The sequence below is a fragment of the Streptomyces daliensis genome (assembly GCF_054782395.1).
In genome coordinates, this window is record NZ_BAAGSO010000043.1 from 160,480 (window position 1) to 180,336 (window position 19,857).

Annotated in this window: 18 protein-coding genes; all 18 read left to right on the plus strand. The window is 71.7% G+C overall.

The window, feature by feature from the left end; genetic code table 11:
• Window positions 1–3 precede the first annotated feature (3 nt).
• A complete protein-coding gene (rfbA, locus tag ACYVOO_RS09790; RefSeq protein ID WP_461015238.1) occupies window positions 4–900 on the plus strand; it encodes a glucose-1-phosphate thymidylyltransferase RfbA in 897 nt (298 codons plus the stop codon).
• Between the two features lie 226 nt (window positions 901–1,126).
• A complete protein-coding gene (locus ACYVOO_RS09795) occupies window positions 1,127–1,813 on the plus strand; it encodes an antibiotic biosynthesis monooxygenase family protein (RefSeq protein ID WP_461015239.1) in 687 nt (228 codons plus the stop codon).
• A gap of 354 nt (window positions 1,814–2,167) precedes the next feature.
• Window positions 2,168–3,346, plus strand: a complete 1,179-nt coding sequence (locus ACYVOO_RS09800) for a glycosyltransferase (protein ID WP_461015240.1) — start codon at window positions 2,168–2,170, stop codon at window positions 3,344–3,346.
• On the plus strand, window positions 3,343–4,374 hold the full coding sequence (rfbB, locus tag ACYVOO_RS09805; protein WP_461015241.1) for a dTDP-glucose 4,6-dehydratase: 1,032 nt from the start codon (window positions 3,343–3,345) through the stop codon (window positions 4,372–4,374). Before ACYVOO_RS09800 ends, rfbB begins: the two co-directional genes overlap by 4 nt.
• 130 nt (window positions 4,375–4,504) lie before the next feature.
• Entirely contained in the window at window positions 4,505–6,028 is a 1,524-nt protein-coding gene (locus ACYVOO_RS09810) for an FAD-dependent monooxygenase (protein ID WP_461015242.1), read from the plus strand.
• A gap of 161 nt (window positions 6,029–6,189) precedes the next feature.
• Window positions 6,190–7,311, plus strand: coding sequence for a DegT/DnrJ/EryC1/StrS family aminotransferase (locus ACYVOO_RS09815; RefSeq protein WP_461015243.1), 1,122 nt, complete (start codon window positions 6,190–6,192; stop codon window positions 7,309–7,311).
• A 73-nt stretch (window positions 7,312–7,384) separates the two neighbouring features.
• Window positions 7,385–8,122, plus strand: coding sequence for a class I SAM-dependent methyltransferase (locus ACYVOO_RS09820; protein WP_461015244.1), 738 nt, complete (start codon window positions 7,385–7,387; stop codon window positions 8,120–8,122).
• A gap of 5 nt (window positions 8,123–8,127) precedes the next feature.
• Window positions 8,128–8,730, plus strand: coding sequence for a dTDP-4-dehydrorhamnose 3,5-epimerase family protein (locus ACYVOO_RS09825; protein ID WP_461015245.1), 603 nt, complete (start codon window positions 8,128–8,130; stop codon window positions 8,728–8,730).
• A complete protein-coding gene (locus ACYVOO_RS09830; RefSeq protein WP_461015246.1) occupies window positions 8,721–9,722 on the plus strand; it encodes an NAD-dependent epimerase/dehydratase family protein in 1,002 nt (333 codons plus the stop codon). Before ACYVOO_RS09825 ends, ACYVOO_RS09830 begins: the two co-directional genes overlap by 10 nt.
• The gene (locus ACYVOO_RS09835) at window positions 9,719–11,170 is read left to right on the plus strand and encodes an NDP-hexose 2,3-dehydratase family protein (RefSeq protein ID WP_461015247.1); all 1,452 of its coding nucleotides are present in this window, start codon (window positions 9,719–9,721) and stop codon (window positions 11,168–11,170) included. Before ACYVOO_RS09830 ends, ACYVOO_RS09835 begins: the two co-directional genes overlap by 4 nt.
• Before the next feature lie 197 nt (window positions 11,171–11,367).
• Complete coding sequence (locus ACYVOO_RS09840; protein WP_461015248.1) at window positions 11,368–12,273, plus strand: alpha/beta hydrolase; 906 nt, start codon at window positions 11,368–11,370, stop codon at window positions 12,271–12,273.
• A gap of 188 nt (window positions 12,274–12,461) precedes the next feature.
• Entirely contained in the window at window positions 12,462–13,835 is a 1,374-nt protein-coding gene (locus ACYVOO_RS09845; protein ID WP_461015249.1) for an MFS transporter, read from the plus strand.
• Window positions 13,759–15,384, plus strand: a complete 1,626-nt coding sequence (locus ACYVOO_RS09850) for an acyl-CoA carboxylase subunit beta (protein ID WP_461015250.1) — start codon at window positions 13,759–13,761, stop codon at window positions 15,382–15,384. Before ACYVOO_RS09845 ends, ACYVOO_RS09850 begins: the two co-directional genes overlap by 77 nt.
• Window positions 15,385–15,445: 61 nt before the next feature.
• On the plus strand, window positions 15,446–15,727 hold the full coding sequence (locus tag ACYVOO_RS09855; protein ID WP_461015251.1) for an acyl-CoA carboxylase epsilon subunit: 282 nt from the start codon (window positions 15,446–15,448) through the stop codon (window positions 15,725–15,727).
• Window positions 15,728–15,808: 81 nt separating this feature from the next.
• Window positions 15,809–17,413: an MFS transporter gene (locus ACYVOO_RS09860; protein ID WP_461015252.1), complete on the plus strand. Its 1,605-nt coding sequence runs from the start codon at window positions 15,809–15,811 to the stop codon at window positions 17,411–17,413.
• 91 nt (window positions 17,414–17,504) lie between these two features.
• On the plus strand, window positions 17,505–18,266 hold the full coding sequence (locus ACYVOO_RS09865; RefSeq protein ID WP_461015253.1) for an SDR family NAD(P)-dependent oxidoreductase: 762 nt from the start codon (window positions 17,505–17,507) through the stop codon (window positions 18,264–18,266).
• A 169-nt stretch (window positions 18,267–18,435) separates the two neighbouring features.
• Complete coding sequence (locus tag ACYVOO_RS09870; protein ID WP_461015254.1) at window positions 18,436–19,281, plus strand: 4'-phosphopantetheinyl transferase family protein; 846 nt, start codon at window positions 18,436–18,438, stop codon at window positions 19,279–19,281.
• On the plus strand, window positions 19,278–19,799 hold the full coding sequence (locus ACYVOO_RS09875; protein WP_461015255.1) for a nuclear transport factor 2 family protein: 522 nt from the start codon (window positions 19,278–19,280) through the stop codon (window positions 19,797–19,799). Before ACYVOO_RS09870 ends, ACYVOO_RS09875 begins: the two co-directional genes overlap by 4 nt.
• Window positions 19,800–19,857 lie beyond the last annotated feature (58 nt).

The window sequence follows — 19,857 nt, forward strand, 5'->3', positions numbered from 1 at the left end:
GCTGTGAAGGGAATCATCCTCGCCGGAGGCCACGGCACCCGGCTGCATCCGATCACTCTCGGCATCTCGAAGCAGTTGCTGTCCGTGCACGACAAGCCGATGATCTACTACCCGCTCTCGACGCTGATGCTCGCGGGTGTCACCGACATCCAGATCATCTCCTCGCGCGAGGACCTGGGCGGCTTCCGCAGACTGCTGGGCGACGGCTCCGACCTCGGGCTGACCCTCAGCTACGCGGAGCAGGACAAGCCCCGTGGGCTCGCGGACGCGTTCCGGATCTCCGCCGATCACGTCGGCGACGACTCGGCCGCGCTGATCCTCGGCGACAACCTCTTCCACGGCCCCGGCTTCAGCAGCGTCCTCCAGGAGAGCGCCCGCGACGTGGACGGGTGTGTGCTGTTCGGCTACCCGGTGAGCGACCCGGAGCGCTACGGGGTGGGGGAGACGGACGGGCGGGGCAACCTGCTCTCCCTGGCGGAGAAGCCGGCGCAGCCGCGTTCCAACCTGGCCATCACCGGGCTCTACTTCTACGACAACGACGTGGTCCGGCTCGCCCGCGACCTCCAGCCGGGGCCGCGCGGCGAGCTGGAGATCACCGACATCAACCGCATCTACCTGGAGCGCGGCAAGGCCCGGCTCGTCGAACTGGGCCGAGGCTTCGTGTGGCTGGACACCGGCACGCACGACGCGCTGACGGAGGCGGGCCAGTATGTGCAGATCCTGGAGCACCGGCAGGGTGTGCGCATCGCCTGCATCGAGGAGATCGCCTGGCGGATGGGGTACATCGACCGGGACGCGTGCTACCGGCTCGGCAGCAGGCTCTCCAAGTCGCCCTACGGCCAGTATGTGATGGAGGTCGCCGCGGGCGCCCGTGACCTGGAGGGCGCTGCCCGCCCCTGATCCTGCGGCCCGCGAACGCGTCATTCCCTTCGCCCTGCGATAACTTGACGAAGGTCTGACACGGGCCGCCTTGAATCCGGAAGCCGCGCCGAAGATTCTCATGGGAGCCGCGTTCCTGGTGACGGAAAACGGAACGCCGGCGCAGGGCGCACTCCATGCGCGCCGCATGCTGTTCACGTATCCACCGAAGGGGATCCGTCGGTACGGGTCCCGGAATGGAAGCAACGTGCCCTTCCTCTCGACCGACGACGGATATCTGCGGGTCTTCAACATCTTCGACGCCGACAGCCAGGAGAAGCAGGACGGGCTGCTCGCCGCGATGAAGGACATCATCGACAACGCCGATTATCCGGGGTGGGTCTCCTCCACCGCGCACCGCGGAATGGACCGGTTCGGCGTCGCCAACATCGTCCAGTGGGAGTCCCGCGAGCAACTGGAGGCCCGCTATGCAGGTGAGGCGTTCCAGCACCGCACGGTGCCCGAGTTCAACGCGCTCGCCACCCGCGTGCAGTTGCTCCAGGCCGAGGTCGTCTTCTCGCAGGCCCACCCCAAGACGCCGTCCCCGGTGGAGGTCTCCCCCGAGCGGGACGACTACACCGTGCTGATCGTCCTGGAGTCGGAGCCGGAGAACCAGAAGGACCTGGTCGACACCATGGCGCAGCCCGACGAGTGGCTGCTCGACGTGCCCGGATACCGCTCGCACACCATCATGCGCGGCATCAACGGCTCCTTCCTGGTCAACTACGCGCAGTGGGACAGCAAGGAGCTGTACGACGCGTTCCACACGCTGCCCGAGGAGGAGCGCCCCGACTACGTGCGCCGCACGCGCACCCGCGCCAGGTCCCTGGCCACCTCGCGCTGGGCCAACACCTTCCGGGTGGCGCACAGCCGCTCGGCAGGCGAGGGCCAGTAGGCCGACGGCAGCTAGGGGGTGCCGTCGGCGTCCCGTACGGGCCCGGCGCCCGGGGGAGAGGAGGAAACCCGCTTTCCTTCTTTCCCCCTTCCCCTCTTCCTCCCTTCCTCCCTTTTCCTCTTTCTCCCGCAGGGAATTGACAAAGGTCTGACCCGGGAACGCTTGAGTTCGCCCCGCCTGGCGACAACCCTGGTTTCCGCACCGGAATTCCGTACGCCTCACGCATGCGCCAAAGCCGTCGGGCGGCAGGAAAGCGGAACCACCTGGAGCGGTGGGAAGAGACACGAAGAAAAAACAGAGAGACACGCGAAGAGCCGCAGCCGCACGACGAAACAAGACGAGGGTCAGTCCAGAATGCGCTATCTGTTCACCACCATCCCCGGCACCTCGCACATGCTGCCCCTGGTCCCGCTCGCCCACGCCGCGCTCGCCGCGGGCCATGAGGTGCTCGTGGCGAGCAGCGGGCCCGCGCTGCGCGTCGCCGCCTCGGCCGGGCTGCACGCCGTGCCCACGGACGACGGCCGCTCGGCCGGCCCGTACGAGGAACTGGGGCGCGTCATGGGCGGCACCAGCAAGGGCAAGGACCTCCCCGACTCCGAACTCGTCACCTACTTCGGCTCCGTGTTCGCGCGGATCGGCGAACTGATGCTGGACGGGCTCGTCGAGGCGGCGGCCGACTGGCGCGCCGACGCCGTCGTCTACCCGCCCCCGCACCCCGCCGGGCTGCTCGCCGCGCGGGCCGCGGGCGTCCCCGCCGTGCTGCACAACCTCGGCATCCGGCGCCCCACCTTCGGCCCTGCGGTGGCCGCCATGGCCGAGGCGGCCGAGCGGCGCGGCATCGGGGGCGCGCGGGAGGCGGACATCCAGGTCGACCTGAGCGCGCCGTCCCTGGAGAACTTCGTCCAGGGGCCCGTGCAGCACAACACCGTCCCGCACACCGTCGCCATGAACTACAGCCCCTACAACGGCGGTGGCGAGCTGCCCCTCGCGCTGCTGCGGCGCGGCAGCCGCCCCCGCGTCGCCGTGACCCTCGGCTCGCTGCCCGCCACCTACGGCGAGGGCACCCAGTTGCGGGACGTCGTGCTGGGCACGGCGGAACTCGGCGTCGATCTGGTCGTGGCCACCGGGGGCGCCGAACTGCCCGCGCTGCCCGACCCGTTGCCCCCGCACGTCACGCTCGTGGACTGGGTGCCGCTGCGCGCGCTGCTCGGCAGCTGCGACGCGCTCGTCCACCACGGCGGCCTGGGCACCATGTACGCCGCCTTCCACGCGGGGGTGCCCCAGCTCGCCGTCCCCGCGCCAGGCACCGACGCGGGGCCCAACGCCGCGGTGCCCGTCGCACGCGGCGCCGGGCTGCGCCTGGACCTCGCCGAGGTGACGGCGGACGCGGTCGCCGAGCGCGTCGGAAAGCTGCTGGACGAGCCCGAGTACCGGAAGGCGAGTGAGGAAGTGGCCGCGGAGATGCGGGAGATGCCCACGCCGGGCGACGCGGTGGACGCGCTGACGATGCTGTGCGGGGAGGTGTCGGCGTGAGGATCCTGGTCACCGGAGGCGCGGGCTTCATCGGCTCCCACTACACGCGCTCCCTGCTGGCGGGCGCCTACGCGGACGCCTCCGCTGGCGCGGAGCACGCGGACGTCACCGTCCTCGACAAGCTCACCTACGCGGGCAACACCGCCAGCCTCCCCATGGGACACGACCGACTCACCTTCGTGCGCGGCGACGTCTGCGACCTGCCGCTGCTCCTTGAGGTGCTGCCGGGACACGACGCGGTGGTCCACTTCGCCGCCGAGTCGCACGTGGACCGCTCGGTGGACTCGGGCGCCGACTTCGTCCGCACGAACGCGCTCGGCACCCAGACCCTGCTGGAGGCGGCGCTGCGCACCGGAGTGGAGCGTCTGGTGCACGTGTCCACGGACGAGGTGTACGGCTCCATCGAGGAGGGGTCCTGGACGGAGGAGTGGCCGCTGCTGCCCAACTCCCCGTACGCCGCGTCGAAGGCGTCGTCCGACCTCATCGCGCGCTCGTACTGGCGCACCCACGGCCTCGATGTGTCGATCACACGGTGCTCCAACAACTACGGCCCCTACCAGCACCCCGAGAAGCTCATCCCGCGCTTCGTGACCAACCTGCTGGAGGGCACCCCCGTGCCGGTCTACGGGCGCGGGCGCAACATGCGCGAGTGGCTGCACGTCGACGACCACTGCCGCGCCCTCCACCTGGTGCTCACCAAGGGGCGCGCGGGCGAGGTCTACAACGTGGGCAGCGGCAACGAGATGCCCAACATCGAACTGGTCGGGCAACTGCTGGAACTGTGCGGCGCCGACACCTCGATGATCCGCTACGTGACCGACCGCAAGGGCCACGACCTGCGCTACTCCCTCGACGACCGCAAGATCCGCGAGGAGCTGGGCTACGCGCCCCGCACCCCCTTCGAGGAGGGGCTGCGCACGACCGTCGAGTGGTACCGCGACAACCCCGGCTGGTGGAAGCCGTCCAAGCATCCCGAGGCACGCGAGGCTCCCGAGGTGCCCGGGGCACGTCCCGCGCCCGCCGTCTGACGGAGCGGGCTCCGCGGCACACCACCGCGCGCACAGCACGCACAGCGGACACGGCCGGGACCGAACCGAACCGGACCGGCCATGGACCGACCGAGACATGGACGAGGGACAAGGGACGAGGGAGAGAGTGATGGACGCGGATGTCGTCATCGTCGGAGCGGGCCCGGCCGGGCTGATGCTCGCCGGTGAACTCCGGCTGGGCGGGGCACGGGTCGTCGTCGCCGAGAAGCTGGCGCACCCCACGGGGCAGTCGCGCGGACTGGGCTTCACCACGCGCGCCATGGAGACGTTCGACCAGCGCGGGCTGCTGCCGCGCTTCGGCGCCCTGGAGACGAGCCCGATGGGCCACTTCGGCGGCGTCCAGTTCGACTACACGGTGCTGGAGGGCGCCCACTTCGGCGCACGTGGCGTCCCGCAGTCGAAGACCGAGGCCGTCCTGGAGGACTGGGCCACGGAGCTGGGCGCCGACATCCGGCGCGGCTGGGAGTTCAGATCGCTGACGGACCACGGCGACCGGGTGGAGGTCACCGCGCTCGCCGACGGCAGCGAGCAGCGGCTGACGGCCGCCTACGTGGTCGGCTGCGACGGCGGCCAGAGCGCCGTGCGCAAGGCGGCCGGCATCGGCTTCCCCGGCACACCCGCCACCCGCGACATGTACCTCGCCGACATCGAGGGCATCGACCTGGCACCCCGCTTCCTCGGCGAGCGCATGCCAGCGGGCATGGTCATGGCGGCGCCGCTCGGCGGTGGCACCCACCGCATCATCGTCTGCCCGCACGACACCGCACCCCGCGAGCGCGGTGAGGCCATCGGCTTCGACGAGGTCGCCGACGCCTGGCGGCGCATCACGGGAGAGGACATCAGCGGCGCCACCGCCACCTGGGTCAGCTCCTTCACCGACGCCACCCGGCAGGCCACCGCCTACCGCGCGGGCCGCGTGCTGCTCGCCGGTGACGCCGCGCACATCCACCTGCCCGCAGGGGGACAGGGCCTCAGCTTCGGCGTCCAGGACTCCGCCAACCTCGGCTGGAAGCTGGCCGCCGAGGTCGCGGGCTGGGCACCCGCAGGGCTGCTCGACACCTACCACGGCGAGCGGCACCCGGCAGGGCAGCGGCTGCTGGCCAACACCCGGGTGCAGGGCATGTCCTTCCTCGGCGGCGAGGAGGCCGACCCGCTGCGCGAGCTGCTCACCGAACTGCTCGCCTACGACGACGTCAAGCGCCACCTCGCGGGCCGCGTCAGCCACGTCGACGTGCGCTACGAGGTCGGCCCCGGCGACCACCCGCTGCTCGGCCGCCGCCTGCCACCGCGCACCCTGCGCACCCCGGCGGGCCCGGTCACCACGGCCGAGCTGCTGCACCCGGGCCAGGGCGTGCTGCTCGACCTCACGGGGCACCCGGCGCTGCCCGAGGAGGTCGCGGGGTGGAAGGACAGGGTCACCGCCGTCTCCGCCGTGCCGGAGCCCGTGGACGGCGCGAAGGCCGCGGCCGACCCCCTCGCGGACACGGCGGCCCTGCTCGTGCGCCCCGACGGCTACGTCGTCTGGGCCGTCTGGGCCGATGACGGAGCCCACGACGGGGCGGGCGAGGGCACCGGCGAGCTGACGGACGCGCTGCGGCGCTGGTTCGGCTCGCCCGGCACATACGGGGCCTGACCGCGCCCGTTCCGACGAGGCCCGTACGGACGAGGACCGACGAGCGCCGACGAGCAGCGTCAAGGCCCGGCCGGCACCGTCGAGGACCGACGAGGACCGACGAGCACCGACGAGCACCGACGAGGTGCGACACCACCGATGCGTACCAGGAGACACAGCGAATGACGACTCGTGTATGGGACTACCTGCCGGAGTACGAGCAGGAGAAGAGCGAGATCCTCGGCGCCGTCGAGAAGGTCTTCGGCTCGGGACAGCTCGTGCTCGGCGAGAGCGTGAGCGGCTTCGAGGACGAGTTCGCGGGCTACCACGGCGTGCCGTACTGCACCGGCGTGGACAATGGCACCAACGCGCTCAAGCTGGGCCTGGAGGCCCTGGACATCGGTCCGGGCGACGAGGTCATCACCGTGTCCAACACGGCGGCGCCCACCGTGGTCGCCATCGCGGGGACCGGGGCCGCCCCCGTCTTCGTGGACGTCCGCGAGGACGACTTCCTGATGGACACCGACCAGGTCGAGGCCGCCATCACCCCGCGCACCAAGGCGCTGCTGCCCGTCCACCTCTACGGCCAGTGCGTGGACATGGCGCCGCTGGAGCGGATCGCCGCCGAGCACGGGCTGAAGATCCTGGAGGACTGCGCCCAGTCGCACGGCGCCGTCCACCACGGCAGGAAGGCCGGGACGATGGGGGACGCCGCGGCGTTCTCCTTCTACCCCACCAAGGTGCTCGGCGCCTACGGCGACGGCGGCGCGGTCATCACTGCCGACGAGACCACACACGGCAACATGCGCCAGCTCCGCTACTACGGCATGGAGAAGGTGTACTACGTGGTCCGCTCGCCGGGCCACAACTCCCGCCTGGACGAGGTGCAGGCCGAGATCCTGCGCGGCAAGCTCACCCGGCTCGACGCCTACATCGAGGGCCGCAACCGGGTGGCCCGCCGCTACGAGGAACAGCTCGGCGACCTCACCGGGCCCGGCGGGCTGCTGCTGCCCGCCACCAACCCCGGCAACACCCACGTCTACTACGTGTACGTGGTGCGCCACCCCCGTCGCGACGAGATCATCGAGGCGCTGAAGGAGTACGGCATCTCGCTGAACATCAGCTACCCGTGGCCCGTGCACACCATGAGCGGCTTCGCCCACCTCGGCTACCCCGAGGGCTCGCTGCCCGTCACCGAGAAGCTGGCCAAGGAGATCTTCTCGCTCCCCATGTACCCCTCCCTGCCCGAGGACGTGCAGGACAAGACCGTCAGCGCCCTGCGCGAGGTGCTGGCGGCCCTGTGAGGCGGCAGCACCTACCCGAGCGACAGGACGACAGGGCCGCGCAGGCCACCACAGCCCGAGAGAAGGCGGCAGCATGCCGGAAGACATCGGTATCTACGACCTCGGTGATCTCTACGACGCCATCTACAGCGGACGCGGCAAGGACTACGGCGGCGAGGCGGCCGTCGTCGCCCGCCACGTGCGCACGGCCAAGCCCGACGCGACGACACTGCTCGACGTCGGCTCCGGCACGGGCGGCCATCTCGCCTACTTCGCCAAGGAGTTCGCGCACGCCGAGGGCATCGACCTCGCGGAGGGCATGCTGGAGGTGTCACGCAGGAACCTGCCCGACATCTCCGTACGCCAGGGCGACATGCGCTCCTTCCGGCTGGAGCGCCGCTTCGACGCGGTCGTCTCCCTCTTCAGCGCCGTCGGCAACCTGAAGGACACCGCCGAACTCGACGAGACGCTGGACACCTTCGCGAAGCACCTGGTGCCCGGCGGTGTCGTGGTCGTCGAACCCTGGTGGTTTCCGGAGAACTTCCTCCCCGATTACGTGGGCGGCAGCGTCCAGACCGTGGACGGCAGGACCGTGGCCCGTGTCTCGCACACCGTCCGCCAGGACGAGGGACACAGCCGCATGGAGGTCCACTACACCGTCGGCGACCCCGCCGACGGCATCCAGCACTTCTCCGACGTGCACGTCATGGCCCTGTTCACCCGCGAGGAGTACGAGGCCGCCTTCACCCGCGCCGGCTGCTCGGTGCACTACGTGGCGGGCGAGTACGAGGGCAACGGGCTGTTCGTCGGCGTGAAGAACGGGAGCGAGTGAACACCATGGAGACACGCGAGCTGAAGATCGAGGGCGCGTTCGCGTTCACACCGCCCGTCTTCAAGGACAGCAGGGGCCTCTTCTCGTCCCCCTATCAGGGCCACGCCTTCGAGGCGGCGCTCGGCAAGCCGCTCTTCCCCGTGCGGCAGGTCAGCCACAACCTCTCGGCGCCCGGTGTGCTGCGCGGCATCCACTACAGCGCCACCCCGCCGGGCACCGCGAAGTACGTCTACTGCCCCAAGGGCCGGGTCCAGGACTTCCTGATCGACCTGCGGGTCGGCTCGCCGACGTTCGGCACCTGGGAGACGGCCGAACTGGACGAGGACAACTGCGGCGCCTTCTACGTGCCCGTCGGCGTCGGCCACGCCTTCATGGCGATGGAGGAGGGCTCGATGGTCACCTATCTGCTCTCCGGCGAGTACGTCGCGAAGAACGAGCTGGCCGTCGACCCGCTGGATCCGGCCATCGGCCTGGCGGTGCCGACCGAGTTCGCACCCCTCCAGTCCGAGCGCGACCTGGCCGCACCCACCCTCGCCGAGGCGGAGAAGCAGGGGCTGCTGCCCGCGTACGAGGACTGCAAGGAAGCGGAGGCCCGGCTGTGGCCGTGAACCCCCCACGCGTCGTGCTGCTCGGCGCGACCGGATTCGTCGGCTCGGCCGTGCTGCGCGAACTGGCCAGGATGCCGGTGCGGCTGCGGGCCGTGGCGCGCGGCGCCGCCCAGGTGCCGGGCGACGCGCGCGCCGACATCGAGGTGCGCACCCTGGACCTGACCGAGCCCGGCGCGATGGCCACCGTCGTCGCCGACGCGGACGTCGTCGTCCACACCGTCGCCTACATCGCGGGCTCCGCCACCTGGCGGGTCAGCGACGGCGACACGGCGGCCGAACGTGTCAACGTCGGCCTCGTGCGGGACCTCGTCGAGGCGCTGCGCTCCGCGCGGCGCGACGGGCCGCCGCCCGGTGTGCTGTTCACAGGCGCGGCTTCGCAGGTCGGGCCGCTGGAGAAGGAGGTGCTCGACGGCAGCGAGGAGGACCGTCCGGCGGGCGAGTACGACCGGCAGAAGCTCGCCGCCGAACGCGTGCTCCTCGACGCCGACAAGGAAGGTGTCCTGCGCGGTGCCTCCCTGCGGCTGCCCACCGTCTTCGGCTACGGGCCCCGCTCCACGGCCAGGGACAAGGGCGTGGTCTCCACGATGGTCCGCAAGGCGCTGGCCGGAGAGCCCATCACCATGTGGCACGACGGCACCGTGCGCAGGGACCTGCTCTACGTCGAGGACGTGGCCCGCGCCGTCGCCGCTGCCGTCGGGCACACCGGTGAACTCGCGGGCCGCCACTGGCTGTTGGGCACGGGTGAGGGCAGCCCGCTGGGCGATGTCTTCCGCACCGTCGCGGCGCTCGCCGCCGAGGCGACGGACAAGGAGCCGGTGCCCGTCGTCTCCGTCGAGCCGCCGGGGCACGCCGAGGCGGGCGACTTCCGGAGCGTCACCATCGACTCCTCCGCGTTCCGCGCCGTCACCGGCTGGGCACCCGCCACACCGCTGGAGGACGCGCTGCGCGCCACCGTCGCCTTCGTGGCCGACGGCGAGGGGGGCCTCACATGACGCCCGCCACCGCCCCCGCCCCCGCCGCCGCGACCGCCACCGTCACACCGACGCGGCTGCGCCCCCGCACCGACCGCTCGCTCCCTGAGCGTCTCGCACTCTCGGCGGCCAGGAAGGACAGCGGCCACGCCATGCGCACGGCCGACTTCCCCGCCTGGCTCGAAGCGCGCGCACGCGCCCACCGCTTCGCGGTGCGGCGGGCCCCGCTCGACGGGCTGGACGGCTGGTCGTTCGCGCCGGAGACGGGCGACCTGGTGCACCGCACGGGCCGGTTCTTCAGCGTCACGGGGCTGTCGGTCACCGTGGACGAGGGCCCGTACCGCCAGTGGCAGCAGCCGATCATCCAGCAGCCGGAGTCCGGCATCCTGGGCATGCTGGCCAAGGAGTTCGACGGGGTGCTCCACTTCCTGATGCAGGCGAAGATGGAGCCGGGCAACCGCAACCTGCTCCAGCTCTCGCCCACGGTCCAGGCCACCCGCAGCAACTACTCCAAGGTCCACCAGGGCGCGGGTGTCACCTACCTGGAGCACTTCAGCGGCCCCGCGAGGGGACGCGTGCTCACCGACGTGCTCCAGTCCGAGCACGGCTCCTGGTTCTACCGCAAGGCCAACCGCAACATGCTCGTGGAGGCCGTCGGCGACGTCGACGAACACGAGGACTTCTGCTGGCTGACCCTCGGTCAGATCGGCGAGCTGCTGAAGCTGGACAACACCGTCAACATGGACGCCCGCACCGTCATCGCCTGCTTCCCCCTCGACGGCCCGGCGAGCGGCACCACGCGCGACGCGCTGCACACCGACGCGGAGTTGCAGTCCTGGTTCACCATGGAGCGCGCCCGGCACGACGTCGAGATCGAGCGCATCCCCCTGTCGCGGGTCAGCGGCTGGGAGCGCGGCGAGAGCGCCATCGCCAGGCCCGACGGGCGCTACTTCCGCGTCGTCGGCGTCGACGTGGAGGCGGCCAGCCGAGAGGTGAAGGGCTGGTCGCAGCCGCTGTTCGAGCCGACGGGCACGGGGGTGGCCGCCTTCCTGTACCGCAGCCTGGGCGGGGTGCCGCACCTGCTGGCCTCGGCCAGGGTCGAGGCGGGCTTCCTGGAGAAGACCGAGATCGGCCCCACAGTGCAGGCCACCGAGAACAACTGGGCACACCTCCGGGGCGCCGACCGGCCGCGCTTCCTGGACACCGTGCTCGGCGCGGCACCCGGACGCATCCGCTACGAAGCACTGCACTCGGAGGAGGGCGGCAGGTTCCTCAACGCCGAGAGCCGCTACCTCTTCGTAGAGGCCGACGAGTCCGAGGCACCCACCGAGGCACCACCGGGCTTCTGCTGGGTCACCCCGGAGCAGCTCAACGCCCTGACCGCGCACGGGCATTACGTCAATGTGCAGGCCAGATCGCTGCTGTCCTGCCTCACCTCCGGCGCCGTGCGCCTCACGTCCGCCGCGTAACACGCGACGGCGGCACTACGGCGGCACTGGTGTCCGCGCCACGGTGCTCCTGACGGAACCGTGGCGCGGTACGTGGCACGCGGCGGGCCTAGGGGGTGTTGCCCGGCGCGTACGGCGCGGCGGGGCCGCACGGCCCGCCGCGCCACCCACGCAACCTGATGGCCCCTGACGGTGTGTCCCACCCACAGAGGAGCAGCATGACGACGACCGAGTGGAGAGCCGCCAGAACCGCCGTCTCTCCCGGAGTACGCGCGATCTCCCTCGACGCGGGCGGCATCACCCTCTCAGCCCTGCTGAGCGAGCCCACCGACGTGCCGCCGCGCGCCACCGTCGTCGCCCTGCACGGCGGCGGCATGACGGCGGGCTACTTCGACGGGCAGGCACACCCCGGCGTCTCGCTGCTCACGCTGGGAGCGCGCCTTGGCTTCACCGTGCTCGCCGTCGACCGGCCCGGCTACGGGGAGTCGGCGGGCACCCTGCCCGAGGGGCAGACCCTCGCCGAACAGTCCGCCACCCTGCACGCGGCCCTGGACACCTTCGCCGCCGAGCGGCACACAGGCGCGGGCGTCCTGCTCCTCGCCCACTCCTACGGCGGCAAGCTGGCCCTGACGGCGGCGGCCGACGACACTCGCCGACGGCTGCTCGGCCTCGACATCTCCGGCTGCGGCCACCGCTACGCCGTCGACGCCGAGCACCTGCCCACGGCCGAGGGGCACGGAAGCCGGAGCCGCAACTGGGGTGTGCTGCGCCTCTATCCGCCCGACACCTTCCGGGCCAGCGCCGACGTGGTCGCCCCGATGCCCGCGCGCGAGCGCGCGGAGGCGGCGCGCTGGGCACACCTCTTCGAGGACGTGGCCCCGCGGGTGCGGGTGCCGCTGCGGCTGACGTTCGCCGAGCACGAGTCCTGGTGGCTCCACGACGAGGACACCGTCGCCGATCTGAAGCGGCGGCTGAGCGGTTCGCCGCGTGTGCTCGTCGAGCGGCTGCCCGGCGCGGGCCACAACATCAGCCTCGGCTGGGCAGCGCGCTCCTACCACCTGCGGGCCCTCGCGTTCCTGGAGGAGTGCCTCGCCGCGCGTGAAGTGAAGGGAGCGGTGCGCTGACCGGGCCCCGCCGTCCGCGCCACCCGGGCCCGGACGGCCCCAGCGACGACGGGACGCGCCGCCACCACGCGACGTGCCGCGACCACGCGAGGCGCCGTGACCATGCGACGTGCCGCGACCACCGCACACGTGGTGACCGCGCGCCCAGGAGCGGCCGTTCCCACGAGACCCGAGGCTGACGACGACCGATGTCCAAGCGCCCCGGACTCCTCGGAAGCACCTTCCGCTCCCTCTCCGTACGCAACTTCCGGCTCTTCGCCTCCGGCCAGATCCTCTCCGTCGCGGGCACCTGGATGATGGTCGTGGCCCAGGACTGGCTGGTGCTCTCCCTGAGCGGGGACTCCGGGACGGCCCTCGGCACGGTGACCGCGCTCCAGTTCACACCGATGCTGCTGCTGACCCTGTACGGGGGCAGGCTGGCCGACCGGCACGACAAGCGGCTGCTGCTGACGGTGACCAACCTCGTCTCCGGCGTCCTGGCCCTGCTGCTCGCGGCCCTCGCGCTGAGCGGCACGGCCCAGTTGTGGCACGTCTACCTCTTCGCGCTCGCCCTGGGCACCGTCAACGCCTTCGAGGTACCGGCGCGGATATCGTTCGTGCGCGAGCTGGTCGGCCCCGAACTGCTGCCCAACGCCTCGGCGTTGAGCGCCGCCTACTTCAACACGGCGCGCGTGGTGGGTCCCGCCGTCGCCGGTCTGGTCATCAGTGCGGCGGGCACGGGCCCCGTCATGCTGCTCAACGCCGCCAGCTACCTCGCCACGGTGGTGGGGCTGCGCATGATGCGGCCCGCCGAGCTGCGCGACCGTGCGACGGGCGCGGGCCCCGCCAAGGTCGCCGACGGGCTGCGCTATCTCGCCTCGCGGGCCGACCTGGGGCTGATGCTGGCGCTGGTCGGAGTCGTCAGCCTGTTCGGCTTCAACTTCCACCTCACGCTGCCGCTCGCCGCCAAGTCCGTGTTCGGCGCCGACGCCTCAGCGTTCGGCCTGCTGACCACCGCGCTCGCTGCGGGCTCGCTGCTCGCGGCGCTGGTCACCACCGCGCGACGGGAGCGGCCCGCGGCCCGCACGGTGCTCGTCGCGGCGCTCGCCTTCGGCGCGCTGGAGGCGGCGGCGGGCTGGGCGCCCACCTTCCCGGCCGCGCTGGTGCTGCTCTTCCTCACCGGCTACGCGATGACGTACTTCGCGCAGGCCGCCAACCACCGCATCCAGCTCGGCAGCGACCCGCGCTTCACCGGGCGCGTCATGGCGCTCTACACCCTGATCCTCCAGGGGTCCTCGCCGCTCGGCGCCCTGTTCGTCGGCTGGCTCGCCGAGCACCACAGCGTCCGCGCCGGGCTCTACCTGGGCGGCCTCGCCTCGCTGGCCGCCGCACTCGCCGCGCTGGTCGCCGAACGGTTCAGGGCGCGCGGGGCACGCGCGGCCTCCCCGTCCGACGGTCCGTACGACGGCGGCACCGACCGCCTCCCACAAGGAAAGGGCGAAGAACATGCCGACCACGACCAAGGCCAAGGCCACGACCAAGGCCAAGGCCACGAACACGACGTCTCCCGGCCCCGCCGATGACACCGTCCACGGCCGCCTCGACGAACTCCACGCGCTCAAGGACCAGGCCCGCCTGGGCCCGAGCGAGCGGGCGACCGAGGCGCAGCACGCCAAGGGCAAGCTCACGGCCCACGAACGCATCGAACTCCTCCTGGACAAGGGCAGCTTCACGGAAGTGGAGCAACTCCGTCGGCACCGTGCGACGGGGTTCGGGCTGGAGTCGAAGAAGCCTTACACGGACGGTGTGATCACCGGGTGGGGGACGGTGCACGGGCGGACGGTGTTCGTCTACGCGCACGACTTCCGCATCTTCGGCGGTGCTCTCGGTGAGGCGCATGCGACGAAGATCCACAAGATCATGGACATGGCGATCGCGGCGGGTGCGCCGCTGGTGTCGCTGAACGACGGTGCGGGTGCGCGTATCCAGGAGGGTGTGGCGGCGCTCGCCGGGTACGGGGGGATCTTCCAGCGCAACACGAGGGCGTCGGGTGTGATCCCGCAGATCTCGGTGATGCTGGGCCCGTGCGCGGGCGGCGCGGCCTACAGCCCGGCGCTGACGGACTTCGTCTTCATGGTCCGCGACATCTCCCAGATGTTCATCACGGGTCCTGATGTGGTGCAGGCGGTCACGGGTGCGGAGGTGACGCAGAACGGGCTCGGCGGCGCCGATGTGCACGCCGGGACCTCGGGCGTCTCCCACTTCGCCTACGACGACGAGGAGACATGCCTCGCCGAGGTGCGCTACCTCCTCTCCCTCCTGCCGCAGAACAACCGCGAACTGCCGCCCACCGTCCACAGCGAGGACCCGGCCGACCGCCGCTCGGACGCGCTGCTGGACCTGGTCCCGGCCGACGGGAACCGCTCGTACGACATCCACGCCGTCATCGAGGAGATCGTGGACGACGGCGACTACATGGAGGTGCACGCGGCGTGGGCCCCCAACATCGTCTGCGCGCTCGCCTCGATCGACGGCCATGTGGTGGGCATCGTCGCCAATCAGCCGGCGGCGATGGCGGGGGTGCTGGACATCGAGGCGTCCGAGAAGGGCGCGCGCTTCGTCCAGATGTGTGATGCCTTCAACATCCCCCTCGTCACGCTGATCGACGTGCCGGGCTTCCTGCCGGGCGTGGACCAGGAGCACGACGGCATCATCCGGCGCGGCGCGAAGCTCCTCTACGCCTACTGCAACGCCACCGTGCCCCGCATCTCGGTGGTCCTGCGCAAGGCGTACGGCGGCGCCTACATCGTCATGGACTCGCGCTCCATCGGCGCCGACATCGCACTGGCCTGGCCGACCAACGAGATCGCGGTGATGGGCGCGGACGGCGCGGCCAGTGTGGTCTTCCGCAGGGAGATCGCCGCGGCCGAGGACCCCGAAGCGATGCGTCAGCAGAAGATCGAGGAGTACCGGCGTGAGCTGGTGCACCCCTACTACGCGGCCGAGCGCGGCCTCGTCGACGACGTCATCGACCCACGTGACACCCGCTCCGTGCTCGCCCGTTCGCTGGCGATGCTCAGCTCCAAGGACGCGGACCTGCCGCGCCGCAAGCACGGCAACCCTCCCCAGTGACACCACGCCACCACCTCCACCACCGGCCCGCCAGGGCCGCCCGACACCTACGGAGAACCCCATGGACACGGACAAGGACATGAACAAGGGCCTGGACATGAACAGGGACCTGCGCACGGACAGGGACGAGACCTTCGGGAGCCATGTGCTCAGGGTCGAGCGCGGCCACGCAGAACCAGAGGAACTGGCCGTCCTCACCGTCCTGTTGCTCGCCCGTACGGCGGCGGGCGCGAGCTGCGCGGATGCCTCGGCGGCGTCGGTGCGGCGTCCCGTGGCCGCCTGGCGCAGGCCCGAGCGCGCGGCGGGTTTCGACGGCCCGCGTACCTGGCGACGTGCCGCCTGAGGCGGCGCCGGGAAGCGGTCGTCCGAGCAAAAGAACAACGATCGCTTTACACGTTGCCTTACATGTTTTACTGTAAATCCTATGAGCGGACAGTTGGTCGAGGAGTCGGAGACGGCGTCGGGGGCTTCGGCGTCCGACGCGGGGGAGTCCGGGTCGCGCACGGGGGCGAGCCAGGTGCTGACGCTCGTCGCGGTGCTGCTGGGCTTCCTCGTGGTGCCCATGGCCATGTCGGGGACGAGCGTCGCCCTGCCGCGCATCGCGAAGGACCTCGACGCGGGCAGCGGGGCCCTCCAATGGGTCGTCACCGGCTACTTCCTGGCCGCGTCCTGCCTCACCCTCGTCGCGGGTTCGCTCGGCGACATCTTCGGCAGGCGGCGCGTCTTCCGGCTGGGCGCCATCGTCTACGTCGGCTGCACCTTCGCCGCCGCCGGGGTGACGGACATCCTGCTGCTGGATGTGGCGCGCGCGCTCTCCGGAGTGGGCTCGGCCTGTGTGCTGGCGGGCGGCGGCGCCGTTCTGGGCAGCACGTTCTCGGGTGCGGCGCGCACCCGGGCCTTCGCTGCCGTCGGCACGACGGTGGGCGTGGGCCTCGCGTTCGGGCCCACGGTGGCGGGGTGGCTGGTCAGCGCGTTCGGCTGGCGCGAGATGTTCCTCGTCTTCGCGGGCATCGGTGTGCTGGTGCTGCTGGGTACCGCGTTCATGCGGGAGTCCAGGGCGGAGGTGCGGCCGAAGGTGGACGTGTACGGCACCATCGCCTTCGTCATCGGCATGGTCGCCCTGATGTACGGCATCAACCAGGCGTCGGAGGCGGGCTGGGGCAGCGTGAGCGTGCTCGGGTTCCTTGCCGTGGGACTGGTGGTGCTGGCCGTCTTCCTCCAGGTGGAGCGGCGCAGCGAGTTCCCGGTGCTGGATCTGGAACTCGTGCGCAACCGGCCGTTCCTGGGCTGGCTGCTGGCGGCCCTCACCATGTCCATCGGCACCGTGGGTGTGCTGGTCTATCTGCCCACCTACCTCCAGGGCGCCGGCGGCCTCACCGCGGGCGAGTCCGGGATGATCATGCTGGCCATGACCGTGCCGGTGCTCACCGTCCCTCCGATCGCGGGCAAGCTCGTCAACATGGGCATCGCGCCGCGCACGCTCATCGTGACGGCCATGCTCCTGATGGCCGGGGGCAACGCCTGGCTGACGGTGCTGCAACCCGGCTCGGGAATCGGCGATCTGGTCGGCCCCCTGGTGCTGCTCGGCGCGGGCAACGGCATGGCCACCGCACTGGTGGACCCCCAGGCGATGAACCTCGTCGGCGCCGACCGGGTGGGTATGGCCTCCGGGCTGCTGAACACGGTGCGCGGAGGGGCCAACACGCTGGCCCTCGCCCTCTTCGGCGCCTCGCTGGTCAGCATCATCCAGACCAAGGTGGGCGAGCGGGCGCTCGCCGGCCGGGTCGCCGCCGGAGACCTCTCCGGCGGGCGGCGGGCCGACCTCGCCGCGCACTACACCTACGCCTGGCACATCGTCCTCTGGGCGGTCGCCGCGGCGTGTGTCCTCGCCGCGCTGACCGTGCATCAGCTGGTGCGCAGGCGCGGCAGGCACCGGCGCACGGGCGCCGCGCCCTACGGCAGGCACCGCAGGGGCGGAGTGCCGGGCGGGGCGGCAGCACAGGGACGCACCGGCGCGGCAGCCCGCTGACACACCGGGCCACACCGGGCCGCCCTCCGCTCCAGGCAGCGGAGAACGACACGTGAGACACCGACCGAAGGCAACGGCAGGAGTACGGCACATGGGCAGGCTTACGGGTAAAACGGCGCTGGTCACCGGGTCGAGCAGGGGCATAGGGCGGGCTGTCGCCGTGCGGCTGGCGGAGCAGGGCGCGCTGGTCGCCGTGCACTACACGAGCAACGAGGAGGCCGCCCGCGAGACCGTCACCACCATCGAGAAGGACGGCGGCAGCGCGTTCGCCGTCCGCGCCGAACTGGGTGTGCCCGGTGATGTGGACGAGCTGTTCGGCGGGCTGGCGGAGGGCCTGCGCGAGCGCACCGGGACGAGCGGGCTGAGCATCCTCGTCAACAACGCGGCGGTGAAGGTGGCGGGCCCCGTCGAGGACGCCACCCCCGAGGACTTCGACCGCCTCTACGCGGTCAACGTCAAGGCACCGTTCTTCCTCATCCAGCGCGCGCTGCCGCACCTGAGCGAGGGCGGGCGCGTCATCAACATCTCCTCGGGGCTGACCCGCCTGGGCGACCCCTCCTCCGTCACGTACGCCATGACGAAGGGCGCGCTGGAGCAGTTGGCGCCGCACCTCGCGAAGCTCCTCGGGCCGCGCGGCATCACCATCAACACGGTGCTGCCCGGCGCCACCCGCACGGGTGCCGCGTTCTGGGAGGACCCCGCGCTGGTGGAGGAGATCACCGAGATGTCGGCCCTCAAGAGGGTCGGTGAAGCCGGGGACGTCGCCGACGTGGTGACGTTCCTCGCCTCCGACGAAGCGCGCTGGATCACCGGCTCGTCCGTCGACGCCACCGGTGGATCACTGGTGGCCTGAAGCCGCCGGCGGCACCCCCGACGCCGGCTGGTCCGGCCGCGGGCGGGACCCCCGACCCGTCCGCGGCCGTCGAACCACATGTGACGCGTAGTCACAGACACGGACACAGACACAGACACAGACACACGGAGCGCCCGCGCCGCGGGCGGGAGAGGACGAGGGAGGGGCCATGGACGACGCACCCGACGGCGCCCGGCAGCCGGAGCTGTGGCTGCTGCGGCTGCCCGACGAGCCGCCGCGGACCCCGCTCGACGTGCCCCCGCTCGACGTGGCCGTGCTGGACGAGACCGAGCGCGCGCGGGGCGCCGCCTTCGCCGCGCCGCGTGACGCGCGCCGCTACCTCGCCGCACATGTGCTGCTGCGCCACCTCCTCGCGGCCCGCCTCGGCGTCACCCCGCGCGAGGTGCCCCTGGAGCGCGCCGCGTGCCCCAACTGCGGGCGCGGGCACGGGCGTCCACGTGTCCCGGCGGCGGGCGCGCCGCACTTCTCGCTCTCCCACAGCGGCGGCCTGGTCCTGGTGGCCGTGGCCGACAAGCCCGTGGGCGCCGACGTCCAGCGGGCGCCGGCGTCTGCCACGGCCGACGTCTGCGCCGGTCGCCTCCACCCCGACGAGCGCGCCGAGCTGGCCCGTACACCCCATGAGCGGCGCGGCGAGCACTTCGCGCGGATCTGGGCGCGCAAGGAGGCGTATCTCAAGGGGCTCGGCACCGGCCTGTGCCGCCCTCCGCGGCTCGACTACCTCGGCGCCGACACCTCCCGCCTGCCGCGCGGCTGGGCGGTACGGGACGTGCCCCTCACACCCTCGGCGCCCCTCGTGTCCGGCTACGCGGCGGCCGTCGCGCTGGGCGGCACCCATGTGCCGCTCGCACCGCCGCACGTGCGCCATGTGCCGTATGCGGCACTCGCGGACCCCGGAAGGGCACAGGCCACGCTCGCGGCGGCCTCGCACCCCGTCGTCCCGCGCCCCACCACCTCGCACCCGCCCACTCCGTACACGGACAGGACACCCATATGACCGCTCTCCCCGACGAGATCTCCTTTCCCGGCGAGGTCGCCCTGCGCGACGAGGTCTCGATCCTGCGCGCCGAGGTCCGGGCGCTGCGCGACCGCGCCGACGTGGCCGCGCTGTGCGACCGCTACGTCCTCCACACGGACCGTGACCGTGGCGGGACCGACTGGCTGGACGACGTGTTCACCGAGGACGCCGTCCTGACGTTCCCCTTCGGTGAGTTCGCCGGGCGCGACGGTCTCGAACGCTTCCAGAAGATGACCGGAGCCACCTTCGAGCGCACCCACCACCTCAGCGGGAACTACGCCGTCGAACTGGACGGCGACACCGCGCGGGTGCGCGGCCATCTCATGGCGGTGCATGTGCGTCGGCGCGAGGAGCCGGGCACGCACTACAGCATCGGCGGCCACTACGAGGCCGGTGCCGTGCGCACGAAGGACGGCTGGCGGCTGCGCACCTTCTCCTTCGACCTGACCTGGAACGCGGGCGAGGGGCCGGGGAAGGCTCCCGATGCCGCATCCTGACGGTTCTGACGTGACGTCATGTCGCCGTAAAACCAGGGGAGTTGGTGCCTCCGTGTGA

Excerpts from the sequence above, each read along its gene's own strand:
- ACYVOO_RS09800 (WP_461015240.1), top strand. The coding sequence starts at position 2,168 with ATGCGCTATCTGTTCACCACCATCCCCGGCACCTCGCACATGCTGCCC.
- ACYVOO_RS09810 (WP_461015242.1), top strand. The coding sequence starts at position 4,505 with ATGGACGCGGATGTCGTCATCGTCGGAGCGGGCCCGGCCGGGCTGATG.
- ACYVOO_RS09815 (WP_461015243.1), top strand. The coding sequence starts at position 6,190 with ATGACGACTCGTGTATGGGACTACCTGCCGGAGTACGAGCAGGAGAAG.
- ACYVOO_RS09820 (WP_461015244.1), top strand. The coding sequence starts at position 7,385 with ATGCCGGAAGACATCGGTATCTACGACCTCGGTGATCTCTACGACGCC.
- ACYVOO_RS09825 (WP_461015245.1), top strand. The coding sequence starts at position 8,128 with ATGGAGACACGCGAGCTGAAGATCGAGGGCGCGTTCGCGTTCACACCG.
- ACYVOO_RS09835 (WP_461015247.1), top strand. The coding sequence starts at position 9,719 with ATGACGCCCGCCACCGCCCCCGCCCCCGCCGCCGCGACCGCCACCGTC.
- ACYVOO_RS09840 (WP_461015248.1), top strand. The coding sequence starts at position 11,368 with ATGACGACGACCGAGTGGAGAGCCGCCAGAACCGCCGTCTCTCCCGGA.
- ACYVOO_RS09845 (WP_461015249.1), top strand. The coding sequence starts at position 12,462 with ATGTCCAAGCGCCCCGGACTCCTCGGAAGCACCTTCCGCTCCCTCTCC.
- ACYVOO_RS09850 (WP_461015250.1), top strand. The coding sequence starts at position 13,759 with ATGCCGACCACGACCAAGGCCAAGGCCACGACCAAGGCCAAGGCCACG.
- ACYVOO_RS09855 (WP_461015251.1), top strand. The coding sequence starts at position 15,446 with ATGGACACGGACAAGGACATGAACAAGGGCCTGGACATGAACAGGGAC.
- ACYVOO_RS09860 (WP_461015252.1), top strand. The coding sequence starts at position 15,809 with ATGAGCGGACAGTTGGTCGAGGAGTCGGAGACGGCGTCGGGGGCTTCG.
- ACYVOO_RS09865 (WP_461015253.1), top strand. The coding sequence starts at position 17,505 with ATGGGCAGGCTTACGGGTAAAACGGCGCTGGTCACCGGGTCGAGCAGG.
- ACYVOO_RS09870 (WP_461015254.1), top strand. The coding sequence starts at position 18,436 with ATGGACGACGCACCCGACGGCGCCCGGCAGCCGGAGCTGTGGCTGCTG.
- ACYVOO_RS09875 (WP_461015255.1), top strand. The coding sequence starts at position 19,278 with ATGACCGCTCTCCCCGACGAGATCTCCTTTCCCGGCGAGGTCGCCCTG.